This window comes from Peribacillus muralis, assembly GCF_001645685.2.
GTDB lineage: Bacteria > Bacillota > Bacilli > Bacillales > DSM-1321 > Peribacillus > Peribacillus muralis_A.
In genome coordinates this window covers 4652440-4671135 of record NZ_CP017080.1, presented here as the reverse complement: position 1 = coordinate 4671135, position 18696 = coordinate 4652440, and the positions used below count along the sequence as shown (strand labels likewise).

The 18696-nt window shown below is 42.5% G+C and carries 13 protein-coding genes; 8 read left to right on the top strand and 5 right to left on the bottom strand.

The features are described 5' to 3' along the window. Positions 1–172 precede the first annotated feature (172 nt). The 3 genes from ABE28_RS25995 to ABE28_RS22650 all read left to right on the top strand — a co-directional run bounded on the left by ABE28_RS25995 (position 173) and on the right by ABE28_RS22650 (position 4955). The gene (locus ABE28_RS25995; protein ID WP_306807315.1) at positions 173–3907 is read left to right on the top strand and encodes a S8 family serine peptidase; all 3735 of its coding nucleotides are present in this window, start codon (positions 173–175) and stop codon (positions 3905–3907) included. An 81-nt stretch (positions 3908–3988) separates the two neighbouring features. Further along, entirely contained in the window at positions 3989–4198 is a 210-nt protein-coding gene (locus ABE28_RS22655; RefSeq protein WP_064467141.1) for a hypothetical protein, read from the top strand. A gap of 364 nt (positions 4199–4562) precedes the next feature. After that, entirely contained in the window at positions 4563–4955 is a 393-nt protein-coding gene (locus ABE28_RS22650; RefSeq protein ID WP_064467142.1) for a hypothetical protein, read from the top strand. 59 nt (positions 4956–5014) lie between these two features. On the opposite strand, the gene ABE28_RS22645 is transcribed toward ABE28_RS22650, so the two are convergent. Next, positions 5015–6403, bottom strand: coding sequence for an aminotransferase-like domain-containing protein (locus ABE28_RS22645; protein ID WP_306807314.1), 1389 nt, complete (start codon positions 6401–6403; stop codon positions 5015–5017). Positions 6404–6582: 179 nt separating this feature from the next. Between ABE28_RS22645 and ABE28_RS22640 the strand changes: the two genes are divergently transcribed. Continuing rightward, positions 6583–7191, top strand: coding sequence for a LysE/ArgO family amino acid transporter (locus tag ABE28_RS22640; protein ID WP_064467145.1), 609 nt, complete (start codon positions 6583–6585; stop codon positions 7189–7191). 96 nt (positions 7192–7287) lie between these two features. On the opposite strand, the gene ABE28_RS22635 is transcribed toward ABE28_RS22640, so the two are convergent. From ABE28_RS22635 to ABE28_RS22625, 3 genes are all read right to left on the bottom strand, one after another. Beyond that, positions 7288–10260, bottom strand: a complete 2973-nt coding sequence (locus tag ABE28_RS22635) for a DEAD/DEAH box helicase (protein WP_064467146.1) — start codon at positions 10258–10260, stop codon at positions 7288–7290. After that, positions 10253–11878, bottom strand: a complete 1626-nt coding sequence (locus ABE28_RS22630; protein ID WP_064467147.1) for a hypothetical protein — start codon at positions 11876–11878, stop codon at positions 10253–10255. The genes ABE28_RS22635 and ABE28_RS22630 overlap by 8 nt, the downstream gene beginning before the upstream one ends. 476 nt (positions 11879–12354) lie before the next feature. After that, positions 12355–13248 carry a helix-turn-helix domain-containing protein gene (locus ABE28_RS22625; RefSeq protein WP_064467148.1) on the bottom strand — a complete coding sequence of 298 codons (894 nt, stop codon included), beginning with the start codon at positions 13246–13248 and terminating at the stop codon, positions 12355–12357. A 197-nt stretch (positions 13249–13445) separates the two neighbouring features. Between ABE28_RS22625 and ABE28_RS25890 the strand changes: the two genes are divergently transcribed. Both ABE28_RS25890 and ABE28_RS22620 read left to right on the top strand, forming a co-directional pair. Further along, entirely contained in the window at positions 13446–13574 is a 129-nt protein-coding gene (locus tag ABE28_RS25890; RefSeq protein ID WP_257390666.1) for a hypothetical protein, read from the top strand. Positions 13575–13800: 226 nt separating this feature from the next. Next, positions 13801–14118, top strand: a complete 318-nt coding sequence (locus ABE28_RS22620; RefSeq protein WP_064467149.1) for a hypothetical protein — start codon at positions 13801–13803, stop codon at positions 14116–14118. Between the two features lie 28 nt (positions 14119–14146). Here the strand turns inward: ABE28_RS22620 and ABE28_RS25355 are convergent, their stop codons facing one another. Further along, positions 14147–14323, bottom strand: a complete 177-nt coding sequence (locus ABE28_RS25355; protein ID WP_156775890.1) for a hypothetical protein — start codon at positions 14321–14323, stop codon at positions 14147–14149. 432 nt (positions 14324–14755) lie between these two features. Between ABE28_RS25355 and ABE28_RS22615 the strand changes: the two genes are divergently transcribed. Further along, the gene (locus tag ABE28_RS22615; protein WP_064467150.1) at positions 14756–16195 is read left to right on the top strand and encodes a hypothetical protein; all 1440 of its coding nucleotides are present in this window, start codon (positions 14756–14758) and stop codon (positions 16193–16195) included. 344 nt (positions 16196–16539) lie between these two features. Next, complete coding sequence (locus ABE28_RS22610; RefSeq protein WP_064467151.1) at positions 16540–18546, top strand: penicillin-binding transpeptidase domain-containing protein; 2007 nt, start codon at positions 16540–16542, stop codon at positions 18544–18546. The last annotated feature ends 150 nt before the right edge of the window (positions 18547–18696 follow it).

The following is an 18696-nucleotide window of genomic DNA, read 5'->3' as shown; positions in this document are numbered from 1 at the left end:
TTTCTGGCGTTTTTATTTAAATCTATCAAAATATCAAAAATAATGACAAAATCCTATTTTCAAATAGGAAAATAGTGACTTTTATCTCTTAAAATCACCCCAAAAGTTGTGGTATTTTTATAATTAGTAATAAAATTCCAAATATTGATTATTTTAGAGGAGGAAAAGTTCATTGATTAAACGCAGCTTGTCCATTCTAGCAATCTTTTTATTAGCATTTACTGCAAGCGTTTCCGCAGCCAAGCTTCCGAATTTACCGAGCGGCTCTGGCGAAGGCAAGAAGGATCAGCAGAGTATCCTGAAGTTGAAGCAAGATGATATCGGAAAGAATTATAAAAGTAACGAGAAAGTCAGGGTCATCGTAGAGATGAAGGAAGCGCCCGCGATTGAAATAGCTTCCAAGGAAGGCAAGCTATTTAAGCAATTATCAAAAACGAAGAAACAGCAATTGAAGTCTGAAAAGCTGGCTAACCAGAAGAAGTTGAAAAATAAGGTGAAAGAGAAAAAAATCGCGTTCAAGGAATTGGAAAGCTTTACGACAGTAGTCAATGGGTTCAGCGGTGAAATCCAGTATGGTGAAATCAAAAAGATCGAGGCCATGCCTGAAGTTGCTGAAGTACATATTGCGAATGAATATGAGCGGCCTGTGGAAAAGCCCGATATGATTTATAGTAAAGAACTTGTCCAAGCCCAGGAAGCTTGGCGGGAATATGGTTATAAAGGGGAAGGAATGGTCATCGGGATCATCGATACGGGAATTGATCCATCACACCGTGATATGGTCCTGAACGAAGAGAATAAGGCGGAGCTAAGTGAAAGTGAAGTAAAGGGGATGAAGAAGTCTAGCCATCTATTGGGCAACTACTTTACGCCTAAAGTTCCTTATGGATACAACTACATGGATGAAAATGAAGAAATCCTTGATCTTGGTGAAGGTGCCTCGATGCATGGGATGCATGTCGCAGGAACGGCTGGCGCAAATGGAGATGAAGCGCACGGAGGCATTAAAGGGGTTGCTCCAGAAGCCCAGCTGCTTGCTTTGAAGGTATTCGGAAATGATCCTGCCATGAAGACGACATGGGGAGATATTTATATCAAGGCCATTGACGATGCCATCATTTTAGGGGCAGATGTACTGAATATGAGCCTTGGCTCGACTGCAGGCTTTGTATCAGAGGACGATCCCGAACAGCAGGCGGTATCGAGAGCTGTAAATAATGGAATACTCATGTCGATCTCGGCAGGTAACTCGGCTCACTTCGGTAACGGATTTGCCAATCCATCAGCCTCCAACCCTGATATTGGCGTATCAGGCTCACCAGGACTTGCTTATGATTCGGTCCAAGTGGCATCCGTCGAGAATAACTTTATGGATTTGGATGCGGTGACTTATGATATTGGCGGTAAAGAAGGCAAGGCTCCGTTCATGTCGGCGTCAAGCGTGCATCCCAATGCTTTAAAGGAAAAAACGTATGACCTTGCTGCGGCAGGAATCGGGACGCCAGAGGAGCTTGCGAAAGTTGATGTGAAGGGCAAGTTTGCCCTCATTGAGCGCGGCACGCTCTCGTTTATCGATAAAGCTAAAAATGCACAGGCAGCAGGGGCAGCAGGCGTGATTATTTTTAACAATGCCGATGGCTACATTTCGATGGCGACGGATGCAAGCATAACGATTCCCCAGCTGTTCATGCTGAAATCAGATGGAGCTAAGCTGAAAACGACCTTAACTGCTGGAGAAAAGGTTAAGGTCAGCTTCAATGGCGATAAAACAAAATCGGCAAACCCGGAAGCTGGAAAAATGAGTGCCTTCAGTTCGTGGGGCGTTGCGCCGAATTTGGACTTCAAACCAGAAATCACTGCTCCGGGAGGACAAATATACTCGACGTTGAACAACGATGAATATGGGATGATGAGTGGCACCTCGATGGCAGCACCACATGTTTCAGGCGGCTCTGCCCTTGTTCTGGAAAGAGTCGATAAAGAGTTTAAATTAACAGGGCCTGCCCGGACCAATTTGGCTAAGAATTTGATGATGAACACGTCAAAGCCCGTCAAGGATCAAGGAGTCGTCAACAAGGCATTTGGTTGGGAAAATCCTTACTCGCCACGCAGGCAGGGAGCTGGAGTCATGCAGCTTCATTCAGCATTGTCCACGCCAGCCGTCGTGACGGAGGCTAATACGAAAGAAGCGAAGGTAGCCATGAAAGAGGTCGGCAATACGTTCGCATTTAAATTGAAGGTTGAGAATTTCAGCAACAAAGCAGTCAAATACGATGTAAAAGGAAATATCCAAACGGACTATTCATTCAAAGGTCGACTCGGGTATTCCGCTCATCAGTTGGAAGCGCAGGAAATTAAGGACGCTTCAATCAAAATCAATAATAAAGACACAAACAAAATCACTGTACCAGCGAAAAAATCGGTCACCTTTGAAGTGAAAGTCGACATATCCAAAGGAAAAGTGCTTGGCGATGATCTTCAGACGCTTGTCGACATTAATAAGGTCTTCCCGAATGGATATTTTGTAGAAGGATTCGTTACTTTGAAGGATCCAGCAGACACTAATCCGGAGCTGCATGTACCGTATGTAGGGTTCAAGGGAGAGTGGGATAAGGCACCGATCCTTGATGGAACAAAATATGAAAAAGAGTCTTTCTATGGCGTGGCAGGTGCTGTGACGACAGTAGGTAAAGATTTCGATTACCTTGGCTACGATCCAGCAGCCGATACATTCAGCAGCAAACGCATAGCGATTTCCCCGAATGGTGACGGCTCACAGGACGACTTCGTTCCGCTTCTATCATTCTTGAGGAATGCCAAAAAGGTAGAGTACAGCATCTTGAATAGTGAAAACAAACAAGTGCGGAAACTTCGCACGGAGAATAATGTGAGCAAGAACTATTATGATGGTGGGGAAGGAACTGCTTATACACTAGATCCAGCCCGGAAATGGGATGGGAAGGTCAATAATGCATTCGCCAAAGATGGTGTCTATTATTTTGAAATTAAAGCTCTGATAGATTACAAGGGAGCACAATGGCAGACGTTTAAAATGCCGATCAGAATCGATACAGTGAAACCAACGGTCAGGATTTCGAAAAAGGGTAACGTGTTAACGATCCAAGGTAAAGATAATCTGAATGGATCGGGAATAGCTTATTATGAAGTTCAGGTCGATGGAAAATCGATCACTGAGAAGCCGCTTCCGGCGACATCGAAACAATTCACCCTGCCTGATCTAAGAGGGGAAAAGGTTCAGGTTGTGGCGATTGACAATGCAGGCAATAAAAAGGTCGCTGAAACTGAATTAGCCAAGGATTCAGCCCCAATCGATAATTATGCACCAGCTGTAAAAATTAAAAGTCCTGAAACCTTAAGCGTGAACAATAAAAGCAAAATCAAAATAACAGGGGAAATCGAGGAAGCATCGAAGATCAAGGAATTTAAAATCGATAATCAAACGGTCCCTGTAACGTATAACAAAACGAATAAGAAATATGAATTCTCATATGAAAAGAAATATGCAGATGGCGTTCAAAGCATGACAGTTAAAGCGACAGACAATTGGGATAACACGGTTTCCTTTAAAAAGCTGTTCATGGTTGATACGACAAAACCAGGTTTAAAGGTTAAAGGCGTACCGGCAACTGTGGGCGTAAAAGCGAAAAACCCGAAAGTGGACGTGACGGTGGAGGATAATTTCGATGAAATCCGCCTTTACTTGAATGGAAGCGAAGTGTTCTATAATGAATTCAAGGAACCATACAAAATGCGAGCTTTTAAGAAGGAAATAAAGAAGCTGGAGCTGCCGCTTAAATCGGGCAACAACAAGATTGAATTTAAAGTGACCGATCTTGCTGGAAATGAATCGAAGAAGGAATTCAACATATTCAAAGCAAAGAAATAAATCTTATGCTGTAGACAAACTCGGGCAATCCGGAGTTTGTCTACAGTTTTTTGTTTTGATACTTGGAGGCTGCACTCCACTTTGGGCGAAGGCGAAGGTGGAACCATCATTGAGTCTAAACTCGCGAGTAAAAGTGTCGGATTGGCGAGTAAAGTAGCTAAATTGGCGAGTAAAAGTGTCGAATTGGCGAGTAAAGTAGCTAAATTGGCGAGTAACGCGCCAAAATGGTGTAAGAAAGCGATGATTATGCGAAGAACCCGGGCCGAATTTGAGCGTAACACAAGAAGTTGACGAGAAACAATCCCGATTGCGTCTGTAAATAGCAATTTAAAGAAAACCTACCTCAATCGATGCAAGTCTAAAACACGCGAGTTACGTACCATAAGCTGTTTTCGCGGAGCTAGGTTGTCCAGAGGCGGTCCATGGGCCTCCTTGCTTTCTTCCCCTTAGTCGCACTTCCCGAAGGGATCTCGCAGCCTTCGTTCCAAAAAACAACCATTCGTGCATTAAAACGGGTTTACAAGCTATTTTGTTTACGGTGACAGTTGCATGGAGCATTTTTTTTGGTTATAGTAAATTATTTTTATAATTTAGCAGGTAATTCATATGAGTAAAAAGAATTAGGTATAAGGAACCTATTGAAAGGAGGATCTCTATGAAATATGATGATGTTCGTGGAATCACTGTGAAGATCGAAAGAAGGGACAGTAACCCCACTTCCTTGGCAAAACCAAGTTTTTTTGATGCACTTCAACATGTCAGTTCTCCATTTGAAAGAAGGCCCCTCCCAGATTCAACTTATCAAAATTATCCACTATGCCAGTTAGTAACCCTGTCTTTCTTTGAGAAGGGTGCCAAAACATCAATTAATTATGACCCGCATAAAGAAGTGATCACGATCGAGGAAAGTTCGGAAGAATATCAGCTTGATAAAGGCAGGGCGCTTAATGCAATTCTGGAGCATATCATGATCGATCATGGAAAACACCATTCTTTTTTCATCAACAATTTGAGCGGGAAGACGGTAAAAAGTGGAGCAATTCTTTAGCTAAATAAAAAGGCTGCCGTGGCAGCCCTTTATTGGCCCGATTAATGTGTATCCCATGATTAGATCAAACGCCGAATGATTTCCGAAAGGGTTTGAATCCCATAAGCGAGTTGTTCCTCAGATGCATATGAGTACGAGAGCCGAAGGTGGGTATGGTTATTCGGTTCATATATGTACCCTGGATTGATGAGCAGGTGTTCCTTTAGCGCCTGCTTGAAGAGGGTTGGGTTTACAATCGGTTTGCATAATTCTAACCATATATAAAATCCGCCTTGCGGTATTTGCCATTTAGCCATTCCTTGAAAATGTTGCTTGAGAAGAGCAAGTGTTAAATCCCTGCGTGCGATCAATTCACCCCGCAGCCAATCTAAATGCTTGGAATGTTCGCCTTGTGATAGCCATGCTGCCACAAGCTGCTGCGACAGTGCACTCGATCCGTAGTCCATTTGCATTTTAATATCTGCCAAACGTTCAATAACAGGCATCGGCCCTGCAATCCACCCGATGCGTAACCCTGGGCTTAATGTTTTCGATACACTGCCAATGTGCAAGACGAGACCATCGTCATCAAAGGATTTTAAGGGGGGCGGCGGTTCTTTTTCAAACCATAAATCACTATAAACGTCGTCTTCAATAATTGGAACCTGTTCCTTTTTGCATAGAGATAGGAGTTCCAATCGCTCCTCCCTTGTCCATGTTGCATTGGTTGGGTTGTTAAACGTTGGAACCGTATAAAAAAGAGACGCTTTCTGTTTCCCGTTGATTTTCTTTATTTGTTTCGGGATAGTTTCCCTGCTTTGTTTTGATAACCCCGTCAACTGCATGCCTGCAGATTGAAAGGGATGAACCGAATTTATATAAGAAGGCGATTCATGTAAGACCAATGAGCCTTTTTGAAGCAAGCCGACTGCAATCAATTGTAGTGCCTGAAGCCCTCCGGATACGATCATGAGCGAGCTGGGACTTGCGATTACTCCTTTTTCCTTTAAATGATCACTTATGCTTTGCCGCAGTCTTTTATCCCCCTTTGGCTCGGAATACCCTAATGACTGTGCATCAAAAGCAATGGATTGCAGCGTCTGCTCGATTTTCTTAATTGGCAGTAGTGAAGGGGAAAGCTCGCCAGTGCCCAATCTGATCATGGTCGTGTCCGTTTCATGGAGATTGATGTCCTGAATCGTTTGTAAATTAGGTTCATGCAGGCCATTTCGGACATAGTTCCCCCAGTCAGGCTGATTGCTTGCGACTAGAACGTTCCAAGTATTATTCGATACGAATGTACCGGACCCTACCTTTGTATCCAGTAGACCGTCTGCAATCAATTCATCAATGGCCGTAATGACCGTACTTCGGTTTATACCAAAAGAATCTGCCAATGAGCGTTGCGATGGAAGCTTGGTCGCCACTGGCCATTCACCCCTTGTAATCTGTTGTTTCATCCAATTCACTATTTGCTGGTGAAGGGATAGGCTTGATTTCCTGTTCGGTCTCCAATCGATAACGATACGAAAACCACTCCTTTCATGGATGATATTTTCTCAATTGGTTGGGTCTGGACCCTCCCAATTGGATGGTCAAATCCTCTGTTTTTTTCATTATACTGAAAATGAAGGAGGAAGGTAGTCGTATGGGACCATTTTTTCATGGATTATTATTGGCATTGGGCCTGATCCTCCCATTAGGAGCGCAGAATGTCTTTATTTTCAATCAAGGCGCAATCCAGCCGAGCATAAAAAAAGCATTGCCAGCAACGATCACAGCTGCCATCTGTGATTCAGCACTCATACTGTTGGCCGTTTTGGGTGTTTCGTTGATTGTCATGCAATATGATTGGCTGCATCTGGCATTAATCATTATTGGCATCATATTTTTATTGTATATGGGGTTTCAGATTTGGGCTTCCGGTACAAATCTCCAAGCGGGTGCTCAAACAAAGCAAATGTCCGCCAAAAAACAAATGGTTTTTGCTTTATCGGTGTCATTGCTGAATCCACATGCCATCTTGGATACGATCGGTGTGATCGGTTCGAGCTCGCTTGTTTATTCAGGAACGGATAAAGTGATTTTCACCGCAACGTGCGTCGCGGTGTCATGGTGTTGGTTCCATGGACTTTGTTTTGCAGGGCGATTGTTGAAAAAGGCTGATACATCAGGGAAGTTCCTTAAGCTGTTAAATAAAATTTCGGCAATCATCATCTGGATTACGGCTCTCTATATGATGAGTTCGCTTTTTTGAATCGACGTTCATTCGATTTGTGTACGAGCTGGATGCGGCGGCGGTTCCAATCGAAAAAGGAGAATGCCCATTCGAATGGGCATTCTCCTTTCGAGCTTATTGAAGAGCGACAAGATCCTTGATTTCCTCTGTGGAAAGCTCGGTGATCCAGTTGTCGCTGCTAATGATTTCGTCGTTCAATGCTTGCTTTTTATCTAGCATTTGATCGATTTTTTCTTCCAGGGTCCCTGTACAGATCAGCTTATGAACATGAACGAATCGTTGCTGTCCAATTCGGTAAGCGCGATCGGTGGCTTGATTCTCGACAGCCGGGTTCCACCAGCGATCATAATGTATCACGTGGTTTGCTTCTGTTAGATTAAGGCCGGTGCCGCCAGCCTTCAATGAGAGAATGAATATAGGGAATTCTCCATCTTGGAATCGTGTAATCATTTCATCACGTTGCTTCTTGTTGGCACTCCCGTTCAGGAATGGAACTTCGATGTTGTAACGTTTTTCCAGCAATTCCTTCATCATGTTGCCCATCCCGATATATTGCGTGAAAATGAGACAGCTTTCATCCTGTTCGCGGACGGCATCGACAAGCTCGGTAAGCTTCTCGAGTTTGCCCGATCGATTCGCCGCTTTCATGATGTTTTCCTTATCAAGCTCTTTTAAATAAAGAGCAGGGTGATTACAAAGCTGCTTTAGCTTGTTCAGCATCTGCAGGATGATGCCTTTTCGCTCAAAGGCTGACAGCTGTTCAATATCGGTGAAGGTATCCTTGATCAGTTGTTCATACAACGATGCTTGCTCGGTGGTAAGCGGGACGAATTCCTTCTGCTCCTGCTTATCGGGAAGATTGAGTGCGACATCTTTATCCCGTTTTGTACGACGGAGCAGGAACGGCTGTATTAAACGCTGTAATTCCTTGATTTTATCTTTTTGTTCATCCCGTTCGATGGTGGCCACATATTTTTCCTGAAACTGGGCCAGCGTTCCGAGATAGCCTTTGTTAATGAAGTCGAAAATCGCCCATAGCTCACTTAAGCGGTTTTCCATCGGCGTACCTGATAAAGCGATATGATGCCGGCCATTGAGCTTGCGGACCGCCTTGGATTGCTTGGTTTGGGCATTCTTGATATTTTGTGCTTCATCAAGGATGACGCTGCTCCATTGAATGGAGGACAGTTCAACGACATCTTGATGCGTCAGGCCATAGGAGGTTAACACAATATCGTGCTGTGCAGCTTTCTTGGCAAAGTCCTCGCCTTTTGATCGATTAGAACCGTAATGCAGGTGGACCTTAAGGGTCGGTGCAAATTTTTCCAATTCCTTCTGCCAGTTGCCAAGGACCGAAGTAGGGCAGACGATGAGCGCTGATTGTACGGAAACGGGTTCCAGAGTGGGTGCAATGATATCTTCCGCTACACTCTCCGCTCTGCCGATTTCCTCTTCGACGATGATCGTTTCACTCGTTTGCTCATCATTGGATGTGATGGGCAGCTCTTTACCTGCCCCTTCGTTGTTTTTGACATGAAGCAGGTAGGCAATCATCTGGACCGTTTTCCCCAGCCCCATATCATCCGCAAGGCAAGCACCAAAGCCATGCTCCCTTAAAAAAAGCAGCCAGCTCATGCCCAGCTTTTGATAGGGGCGCAGGTCACCTTGCAGTTCATCGGGAACGGGAAGGATGGAAATGTTTTTAGCTTCCCTGAGCCTTCCTATCATCTTACGGAGCTCCTGATTCAATTCAAATTGAATTCGGAGCATATCATCATTTTCAGAATCGATATCCTCAGTTTCATTTTTGCCATTCAATAATTCCTGCTGCAGTAAGTCTGACAGCTGTAGCCCCTTTTCATTAGCCGTTTCCATCAGCACCTGAATTTGCTTAATGAAAGCCGGGTCCAGCTTGACCCATTGACCGCGGATGAAGACGAGCCGTCTTTTTTGGTCGACGAGCTCCGCGAACTCCGCCTCGCTGAGCTCCTTGCCATTTAATGAGAAGCGCCAATCAAAATCCATCAAAGCTTTCAAACCTACGTATGAAGGACCGCGGTTCGATTGGCTCTTTACTTTGGCCTTCACCTTCAAGGAGGACTCCTTCAAGGCAAGCCACCAGGATGGAAGGAGGATTTCGACGCCAAGGAACAGAAGTTTTTCACTTGCATCCGTCAAGAACTCCCATGCGTCCGTTTCCGAAATCTCCCTTTTTAGCCGTCCATTTTCTCCTAACCAGGGCACGACGAGCTGCCAGCGTTTCGTGGCCCGCACGACTTCGCTCGCATACTTGTTCCAGCCGCGCGGCAGTTTTTTTCCGGTATAGGTTTCGACGATATTCTCATCCCTTTTGGAACGAAGGGTTACGTCGAGTATCCAGGGTCCATTGCCGTCAGGTGGTTCCGTTAACCGCAGGCCAATGGTGAAGGGTTTCGGATCTGGCTTTGTTCCGAGCCATTCCTGCCAGCTTTCTTTATCAAAAAAGGCCTGCAATTCTTCGGGCGATAGTCTCGAATCACTTAATGCCCCGATGGCTTCGCTCCATTTATGATGCATAGGTGAATAATTCCTTAAATACATGTTAGCGGCACCGTTATACCACTTTTCGATGAATGACCGATTGGTTTCCGCTTCAGGCGAAGGGAGATCCAATGCGATGCTTTCTTCCCAAAATGAAGGGACGAATTCCTCCTCGACTTCTTCCGGGAGCTTCCAGCCAATGGCGTCAAGCTGCAAATTGGTGAAATCGGGTACCGGGATGCCCTCCTCGATGGATTCATGAAGAACGGGCGCAGCTGACAGGCAAAGGGAAGAAATCTCGGACCATTCCCATTCTATGAAGGAGTTGAAGCTCTCCTTCGCAAAAAAGTTGAGAAGCCCCCACGCATCAAGAATGAAAACAGGATTGCCATCCATGGTATCCGTAGTCATTTTCGTGCCATAAAAGCTTGCGTCATCCCAATTGAAGAGCAGCCGGCGTATATGATTCGTGTTAAGGAAGGCCTGGTCCTCGTTGACGACACCAAGGGCGTAGGCTCCGTTTTCGAGAGCCGCTATTTTTATTTTTAATTTCCCTGGATTAAACATCGATAAGCTTACCCCTTTTTAATTCTTCTTGGAAAGCGCGAAGCCGTTTAGTTGAATCGGCAACATATAATATATAGCGTTCAAATATGTCTTCCCTTTTGGTCTTTTTATAAATGGTGCGCATCTTCTTTAAATATCGGACAGCTTGCTTATAGGCAGGTCTGTTTTTTAACGAAACCTTTTCCTGTACCGCATGGTAGTAAAGGGGCAGGATTAGCTCCGGCTCTTTAGAGACTACTTCTTTGATGGACTCACTGCTGATTAAATCAATGCTGATTTCAGAGTAAATATGCATTTCCACCCATTTTTTGTATTGTCCTTGTTCAAAAAGAAAATTAGCATAGTTCCAATAGCTGTGAGGAAGGGAGGCTCTGTAAAATTTCTCCAGTAAGTCCATTCGTTTCAATTTATGACAGTAGCTGCTGATCACAGTCGTAAAGGTCCTTACGAAGTCTACCCGCTGATAATAATCGGATAGATCTGCGAGGAATTCCTGGACATTGGCGATGATGAATTCAATGAATGGGATGCCGCGTGAACGGTTATCTGATTCAGCCAGGAGATTCAGCCAATAGAAAATATATGGACAGGCTTCCTTCTTTAATTCATGGAGAAGCTCAAAGGCCTGTTTATCTTGATTCTCCAGAAGGGATAGGTGAATGGCTGCGAGGGAATAGGACGTTCTCTCAGTCGTGCCCATATACTTGTCTGGAAGCTCTTCTTTGATTCGTTCCAGCTCTTCTCTGCGCCAAGAGGAGTTGGAGAATAAATAGGTCCAAATTTCCCTGTAGAGATCGATTTTTTCATATTCAAGACCGAATACTCCATCCAAAAGCTTAGCAACATCTTCCTTGATGCTGAAAACGAAGGGATCAAAGGCAAATGGTCTCGCTTGCCGGCTAAGCGGCTGTACTGTTTCATGCAATTCTTCCGCCAGGTCGACGGCGATTGCATAAAAGACCCTGATCGTGTGTGTCTGGCTTGTATGTAGCTGAATCATTTTGAGTGTCAGCTGCATCGTGCAAAATTGCGTAACGAACTGGTAGAGCAGTTTCCACTCCCTTTCCATGGGAGCCTTGGAGCTAAGGCGTTTAAAGTATGTTTGTATATGGTTTTCCATCATATAGTTTGGTTCGCCAATATGAGGTTCGACATGCTCCGAGAAGGTGACGTTCACGAATTGCTTCCATGATGGATAGCTTTTATCTAAAATGATGGATTTCTCCTCCGCTTGTTTCAGTAACTCACTTGCACGTTTCACTTGCTGCAGCGCCTGGGAAGGCGATTCCAGTTTTGGTGCTTTCCATTCGCTCAGCCAATCGGAAACACTCGCGTGTTCGGAGAACGCTGAAAAGAAAACGGCCATTTGATGCCGGCAAATGAATCTTGACTCACATGTGCAGCTGCCCTCTTGAGGGAAGAGGAGATTCAGCCTGGCCTTATGGCGCGTTACATCCTGTACCTCGGCCGCTATCGTATCGGCCGCTTCTTCTTTAATTTCAACAAGCCCCTGACGGTATAAATGGAGCCCTTGATTCACCACGTCCGAATCATCTGGATTATCGGCCTCCAAAAATTCGCCCAGCCGCTCCCCAACTAACAACAACTCCCGCTCCATACTCTCCTCCTTCAGGGTTTACCCCTGTTTAACAAGATTATATTTTTGCCTGATCCATGCATGATCAGTGCATTGACAATTGTATTCATGCCTGCATGTATAGCTTTACATACCAATTTCCATCTTATCCCCATATAAACGAACAAGTTCATTCAAAACAACAAGACCAGTTTTCATTTAACTTCCATAAAAGTCAATATCGTCAAAAACCGCCCTGAATATAAGCGGTGCGTAACGGATATAAAGGCCTCTATAGGGTAATGATGGACATTTACATTAACGGGGCCTCAAAACCATCATCATCTTTATACGAAACTAAATGTTGAGGGCAGATGCCTTTTTGAAGCATCTTTTTATTATACTTCATTTTGGCTTGGAATTTGAAATGTAGAATAGAGGTTTTGGAAATGATCAGTGTCAAATTATATATATTCCTGGCGAATGGAAAGAGCCATTCCAGTAGGAATGGCTTTTTCTTAATGAATTTTTAAATTGATTTCCCAAGCTTTGAATTTTTCATCAATAAAAGTAACAAATCGTTTTTCTTTTTGTAAATCAAAGATCAATCGGGCTCGTTCCATGCACTTTTTAGCATTTTTATAATCTGTCTGCAATTCATAGTTATAACCTAGATGATAATGTAACTCCCCTAATAGATACAAGTGATCTTCCTGTAAGCACCACTTGATGGCTTCCTTACAGTAGGCAATGGATGCATTATAATCCTCCAAGCGTGTAGAAACCCTGGCAGAATTATAAAATAATCTTGTTTTTATCGTTTTATCATTCAAAAAGGGTAAGTGGTTTAGATGAGTAAGAGCCAAATTATCAATATATCGGGCCTTTTCATAGAGCTTCTCTTCAAAATATATAACGCCCATACTAATTAAATATTCAATTTCCCGCTCAGAGTAAACCTTGTCCGTTAAATCTGATAAAGCAATCGCTTCTTCGAGATACTGAATGGCTTTATCGAGATTTTTATTCATCATGTACTCATATATGCCTTTATGCCATATGAGTAATTGGTGATTTTGTTTATTTTGAGTAAATAAAGGATTTTTTTCTTCCGTTCTAACAATTTCCTTCATTTCTTGATAGTTCATTGTTCTTCGGGCGATTTTTAACTGGTGGGAAACCTCTTGCACATAATCCAATCTAGGTGTCATACCGATGTCGAAAAAGTAATTCACATCGACACCTAACCTTTTAGAAATTAAGTAAAGAGTAGTCGCATATGGATAGACATCGCCTTTTTCAATTTTACTGATTTGGGCTTGAGTGCAAATGCCTTCTGAAAGTTCTTCTTGAGAAAGACCAATTTGTTTTCTAAGTTCTTTTATTTTTTTTCCTACTGCAAAGAAATCCATGTTAACTCTCCTTAAAATATTCCTAGAGTTATATTTTTAGTGGAAAATAGAAGTATAAAATAGAATTTACCCTTTGTAATATAAATCTCGTTATCAGAATAGCCAAAACTGTTATACCAAAAGTATGGTTAAATACAACTATAGAATTTATTTCTATTATAACCAATATTTTTAATAAAATTAAGGAGGAAGTACCTATGAAGAAAAATTTTAAGGGAATCGCGGTATCCTTTCTTTTAGTAACTGCTATCGTATTAGTAGGTGGCGTTACACCACATGAATTGCCAAGCGTTTTTGAATTACCTTCAGTATTCACTAAAGCATAAAATAACTAATGTATCATACACACTTCCTAAAGGGAGTGTCTTTTTTTGGCCTAACTTCAATGGTTATTCTTTTGCGCATATTCCTGTAGTTATAATTATCCATGCATGGGGGATATAAGGTCCATTTGGTGGGTGCAGAGGAAGCGGGAGTGTGGTTTGGAACACCCATTTACCTTTACGAATTTTGTTATAGTGTAGATAACAAAAAGGAGAGAGGTGTAAATTAATGCTTGATATTAATATGAAAGTTCAACCCTCTTTTTATGATGATGAATGTGCCATTGTGTTTTCTTTTTATTTTGATAAGGCGACCAGGAAAATTGGTGAGGCTGTAGTGTACACATGCAAAAAATCAAATGGAAAAGAATCCAACCAAGATCATATAGATACAGATGTACAAGAAAAAATCGCTTATATTAAAGAATTCTCCATCGTTGATGAATATCAGGCAACGTCCATGAAGAAAATTCAACATTTTCTGGATGTAATCGGTATCAAGAAATGTGTGAGGCAAAACCTGCAGGGAAAAGAAATCGCATTTTAATCGCAAAAACTCATGACCTTCCATTATGTCATGAGTTTTTACCTTTTAAATGAGAATTTTGATGATTCATTTTCATTTTTTTAATGAAATCGCTCATCTGTTTTCGTTCAGTTGGTTTTGAACCATGTGTTCTTTTAATACATTTCAAGGCTTGCTTATTGCTATCGGATTTCATGGGGGTGTCTCTCCTTTGCTTTTTTTTCATTTACCCCTTTCCGCCTTTATAAAACATGATTTCTCAAAGAGGCTAAGCTGACAAAAGAAAGAATGATCATTATTCCTATAGTTATAAATTCATTTGCCAGTTCCTGTTTATACTGCTTAATTAGCCGTTAATAAGGTGAGAAGGCCAAATATGAATGTATTCGGTGTTTTATCATATTGAAAATACATGCTAAAATGGTCCGAATATCGGATTTTTCATTAGAAACATCAGTTTCTAGTACCCTAAAGTGAAGAGGGTTGAAGAGCCCTTTTCGATGGCCCCCGAGCGTTTGCTTGGGGGATTTTTTTCTTATGGTAATTGTCCAATTCATTTCTATAATATGTTCCGTTTTGTTTACGTATACTTGGGTAAACATAAGAAACAAGGTGAAGTGAACTTAGAACATCCCAGGTTAATCGGAGGAATATAATCATGGAAATTAAGCTAGAAAAAAATGATCATACGAAGCGAAGTTTCCAGCAGTACCTCTTTCCGTTCGCGCTTGAAGGGAAAAAGATCGAATCGTTTGTTGATAAGTTGCTTGAAGACAATTTCGCTTTCTTGAATTTAAGAGATATGGACCAGCAAGGCCAATATTACGGAGAGCATAAGATTTCACACCGTAATTTGGAAAAGTATTTCATGCCCTACATCGAGCCGATACTTTTTCCAGCGAATTTGAAGGAAAAAGAAGGATTGCGGCGTTTTACAAAAAAGCTCGATATTGATTGCAACTTCGAATCCCCCTTTTTAACTACCTCATTCATTATTAATTCTATCGATATCTTCATATGCCCATTTCATATTGGCATGATGAATCTGCGTGTTACATTGCCTGAAGGCCTTTCGTATAATGATGTGCTTTATTTTGCCGATACCTTTCGAATCCTTGAACCGATTGCTGAAGATGAACGGAAAACAAAAGTCGGCTGCAGGAAAAATCATTATGAACAAGTGAAGGATTTCATCTTTAACGAACTCTTGCCGCCCATGGAGCAATATATTGATGAAGGACAGACGGATCCCTCTTATTTCGGCAGCTTACCCTTCTTTATCGACGAAAGAATGTATGTCGTCAGCTATATTGCATTCCCCGAGGATCGTGTCATCAGTAAAGAAGATTTATTCCGGGCCAGTGAACTGAATGGATACGACAATGATGGAGAACCATACATCGGCGCCTTGAACCCTGCTTATATTGATAAGTATTATCAGAAGCGGGTGTATGACAGGTGGGGCGAGGAAACCTTTTATGTAACAAGCATGTACCAATTCGCTTGTGTCACGAAAGCGAAAGGGAAGCTGGAATTGCAATTGGCAAATGAAATGTACGGCCAAAACTTTTATTCCATATTGCTGTTCTTCTATTATAAAATTGTGCTGCTCAAGTTGGTTCATGAGCACTCCCAAATTGATATCGAAAAGGATCAGTCCAATACGGAACAACTGATCTTCATGATCACGGAGTTTACTACCAAGTATTTATTCACTGAAGTTAACAGCACGGCGGCTGGCAAGGAGCTATTCAAAATAACGGATGAAACCTTTAGGATTGCTCCTCTTTATAAAGAGGTGAAAGAAACGCTTTCTTACCTTTATCAGAATCAGGATAAACTATCTGGCAAGAGCAGTAATTATCTCTTGCAGATCTTAACGATTTATACGGTCGTTTCAGGAATATTCGGGATGAATCTTTACATTGAGGATTGGAAGAAAAGATTACCTTGGAAAACGTATATGGATTATACCTTGTATGAATGGGTAGCTGTATTCGTGACGACAAGCGGGCTTATCATTTCATCCGTTTTAGGATTTTTCTTCTTGAAGAAATGGTTTCATGAGAAAAAAAGCCGCAAAAAAAGAATGCTATAGCCCTGATTTCAGGTTCAGGATTCAAACTGCAGACAACCTTGAAGATGAAAGGGGTCTGCGGTTTTTTGTTTTTGCATTTAAATGCTTCTTTCCAATTTTCCAAAGTTTGGATTACCTGTACTGAGCACGTTTCAGTCCTTTTTTTTGTGCGGGGGTTTAAGATATATAGATAGGCCTGTAGGTTTTCTATATTCTGGGCATGGTCTTGGTGTACAGGACTTTTGCTTCAGCAAAAAAATGATAAAGTAGCAAAATGAAGAAAATGTTCATACATATTTCCCCATTCCTCTAATATTTTGATAAACTATACGTATATCATTCTAACTATTTATTAGGAGGAACTTATGAAGAAACTAGCTTTAGTTTCCAGCTTATTGTTGATGAGCGTACTGTTCCTGGCCGGCTGTACTGATGAGCCAAGCCCGGAAGAGCGCTTTGCGGCATACACCAAGCTTTGGAATAAACAGGATTTCACAAAAATGTATGAATATCTGTCACCTGAAACGAAGAAGGAAATTAGCGCGGATGAATTTGCGAAGCGTTATGAAAAAATCTATAAGGGCATAGAGGTCGACCGCCTAAAAGTGGATTATAAACAGCCTAAAGAAGAAAAAAAGCATAAAGATGGAGAAAAAGTGAACCTTGCTTATACCGTTGATTTGTCGACGATGGCAGGGGCAGTCAGTTCTGAGCATCAAGCTACCCTTGTCAAGGAAGGCGAGGGTGATGAGGAGAATTGGTACATCAAATGGAATGAAAGCTACATATTCCCACAGTTAAAAGCTGGTGAAAAGATATCGGTTCAAACATATCCGGCCGTCCGCGGGGAAATTGTCGACCGGAACGAGCGCGGTCTTGCCATGAATGGAACAGTCTCCGAAGTGGGGATTGTGCCGGAGAAAATGACAAGCGAAACCGAAACGGTCAAAAAGGTCGCTGGAATGCTCAATATGTCCACTGACGAGCTTAATGGGAAGTTAAAGCAATCTTGGGTGAAACCAGGTTATTTTGTGCCAATCAAGAAAATGTCGAGTGACAATACTGCAGCATTGGAAAAGCTTTTGGCCATTCCTGGGGTGTCAGTCAATAATACGGAAGCCCGGATTTATCCTTACAAAGAAGCTACGGCCCATTTGATTGGATATGTCGGTGAGGCATCTGCCGAAGATTTGGAGAAATTGCAAGGTAAAGGGTATACCGCAAGCGACGTTATTGGCAAGCGTGGCCTTGAGGAAGTTTTGGAAGGACGCTTGAAAGGAAAGCCAGGAGGCAAGATCTATATTAAAACAGAAGCTGGCGAAGAAAAAGTGATTGCTGAAAAGCCTGCCGAAGAGGGAGAAACCATTACATTAACCATCGACGCGGAGCTTCAAAAAGATATTTTCGAGCAATATAAGAACGAAGTTGGTTCAGCAACGGCTCTTGAACCAAAAACGGGCGAAACGCTTGCACTCGTATCAAGTCCTTCATTCGACCCCAATAAATATATTTTGGGGATAACAAAGGAAGAGCAAAAAGCGCTGGAGGAAGATTCCCGGAAGCCGCTGCTTAATCGTTTCAGTTCGACCTTCGCACCAGGCTCGACGATCAAGGCCCTTACGGCAGCAATCGCCTTGAAAAATGGAGTCGATCCGAACGAGGCAATCAGCATCCAGGGGAAAACGTGGGCTAAATCCACATGGAAAGACCATTCCATAACAAGGGTCTCTGACCCGGGCGTCGCCATCGATATGGAGAAAGCGTTAATTTATTCTGATAATATTTATTTTGCCCAGAAAGCATTGGGGCTTGGTAAGGAAAAATTCACAAGCGGACTGAAAGCATTTGGTTTTGATGAACCATTGAACTACGATTATCCGATCAAAGCATCGAGCATTGGAAAAATCGACAGTGAAGGTCGCTTGGCTGACGCCGGATATGGTCAGGCACAGGTCCAAATGAGCACGCTTCATCTGGCCATGACGTACTCAGCCTTCTTAAATGAAGGGAACATCGTCAAGCCGACGTTGCTGACAGGAGATAAAAAAGAAAAGGAAATATGGAAGAAAAATGCCATAACTGCTGAGCAGGCGAACACGATCACCAAAATGCTGACACAGGTAGTGGAACATCCTAAGGGAAGCGGACATGGTATAAATGATCTTGGCATCAAATTCGCAGCCAAAACGGGAACGGCTGAAATCAAGGCATCCAAAAATTCCGATGGAACGGAAAATGGCTGGTTTGTAGCCATGGACACGGAAAATCCGGAACTTCTCATGGCCTGGATGGTTGAAGATGTAAAAGGAAGGGGCGGCAGCCATGTCGTTATTGATCATATGAAGCCCGTTTTGAAAAAGTATTTGAAGTAAAACGGTTAAAAAGCTGGATGTGGATTTTCCATGTCCAGTTTTTTCATGCGAGTTCGGCAAGGAAGTTGTAATGTGGAATGAAGGATTATAAGCAAGATATCCAGAATGTATAAACGAGGTTTATTTTAGAATTAGGAAAAAAGAATCGGA

Bases quoted from the DNA above. Each gene is read 5' to 3' on its own strand.
- ABE28_RS22650 (WP_064467142.1), top strand. From the start codon at position 4,563: ATGAAATATGATGATGTTCGTGGAATCACTGTGAAGATCGAAAGAAGG.
- ABE28_RS22640 (WP_064467145.1), top strand. From the start codon at position 6,583: ATGGGACCATTTTTTCATGGATTATTATTGGCATTGGGCCTGATCCTC.
- ABE28_RS22635 (WP_064467146.1), bottom strand. From the start codon at position 10,260: ATGTTTAATCCAGGGAAATTAAAAATAAAAATAGCGGCTCTCGAAAAC.
- ABE28_RS22630 (WP_064467147.1), bottom strand. From the start codon at position 11,878: ATGGAGCGGGAGTTGTTGTTAGTTGGGGAGCGGCTGGGCGAATTTTTG.
- ABE28_RS22625 (WP_064467148.1), bottom strand. From the start codon at position 13,248: ATGGATTTCTTTGCAGTAGGAAAAAAAATAAAAGAACTTAGAAAACAA.
- ABE28_RS25890 (WP_257390666.1), top strand. From the start codon at position 13,446: ATGAAGAAAAATTTTAAGGGAATCGCGGTATCCTTTCTTTTAGTAACT.
- ABE28_RS22620 (WP_064467149.1), top strand. From the start codon at position 13,801: ATGCTTGATATTAATATGAAAGTTCAACCCTCTTTTTATGATGATGAA.
- ABE28_RS25355 (WP_156775890.1), bottom strand. From the start codon at position 14,323: ATGAAAAAAAAGCAAAGGAGAGACACCCCCATGAAATCCGATAGCAAT.
- ABE28_RS22615 (WP_064467150.1), top strand. From the start codon at position 14,756: ATGGAAATTAAGCTAGAAAAAAATGATCATACGAAGCGAAGTTTCCAG.
- ABE28_RS22610 (WP_064467151.1), top strand. From the start codon at position 16,540: ATGAAGAAACTAGCTTTAGTTTCCAGCTTATTGTTGATGAGCGTACTG.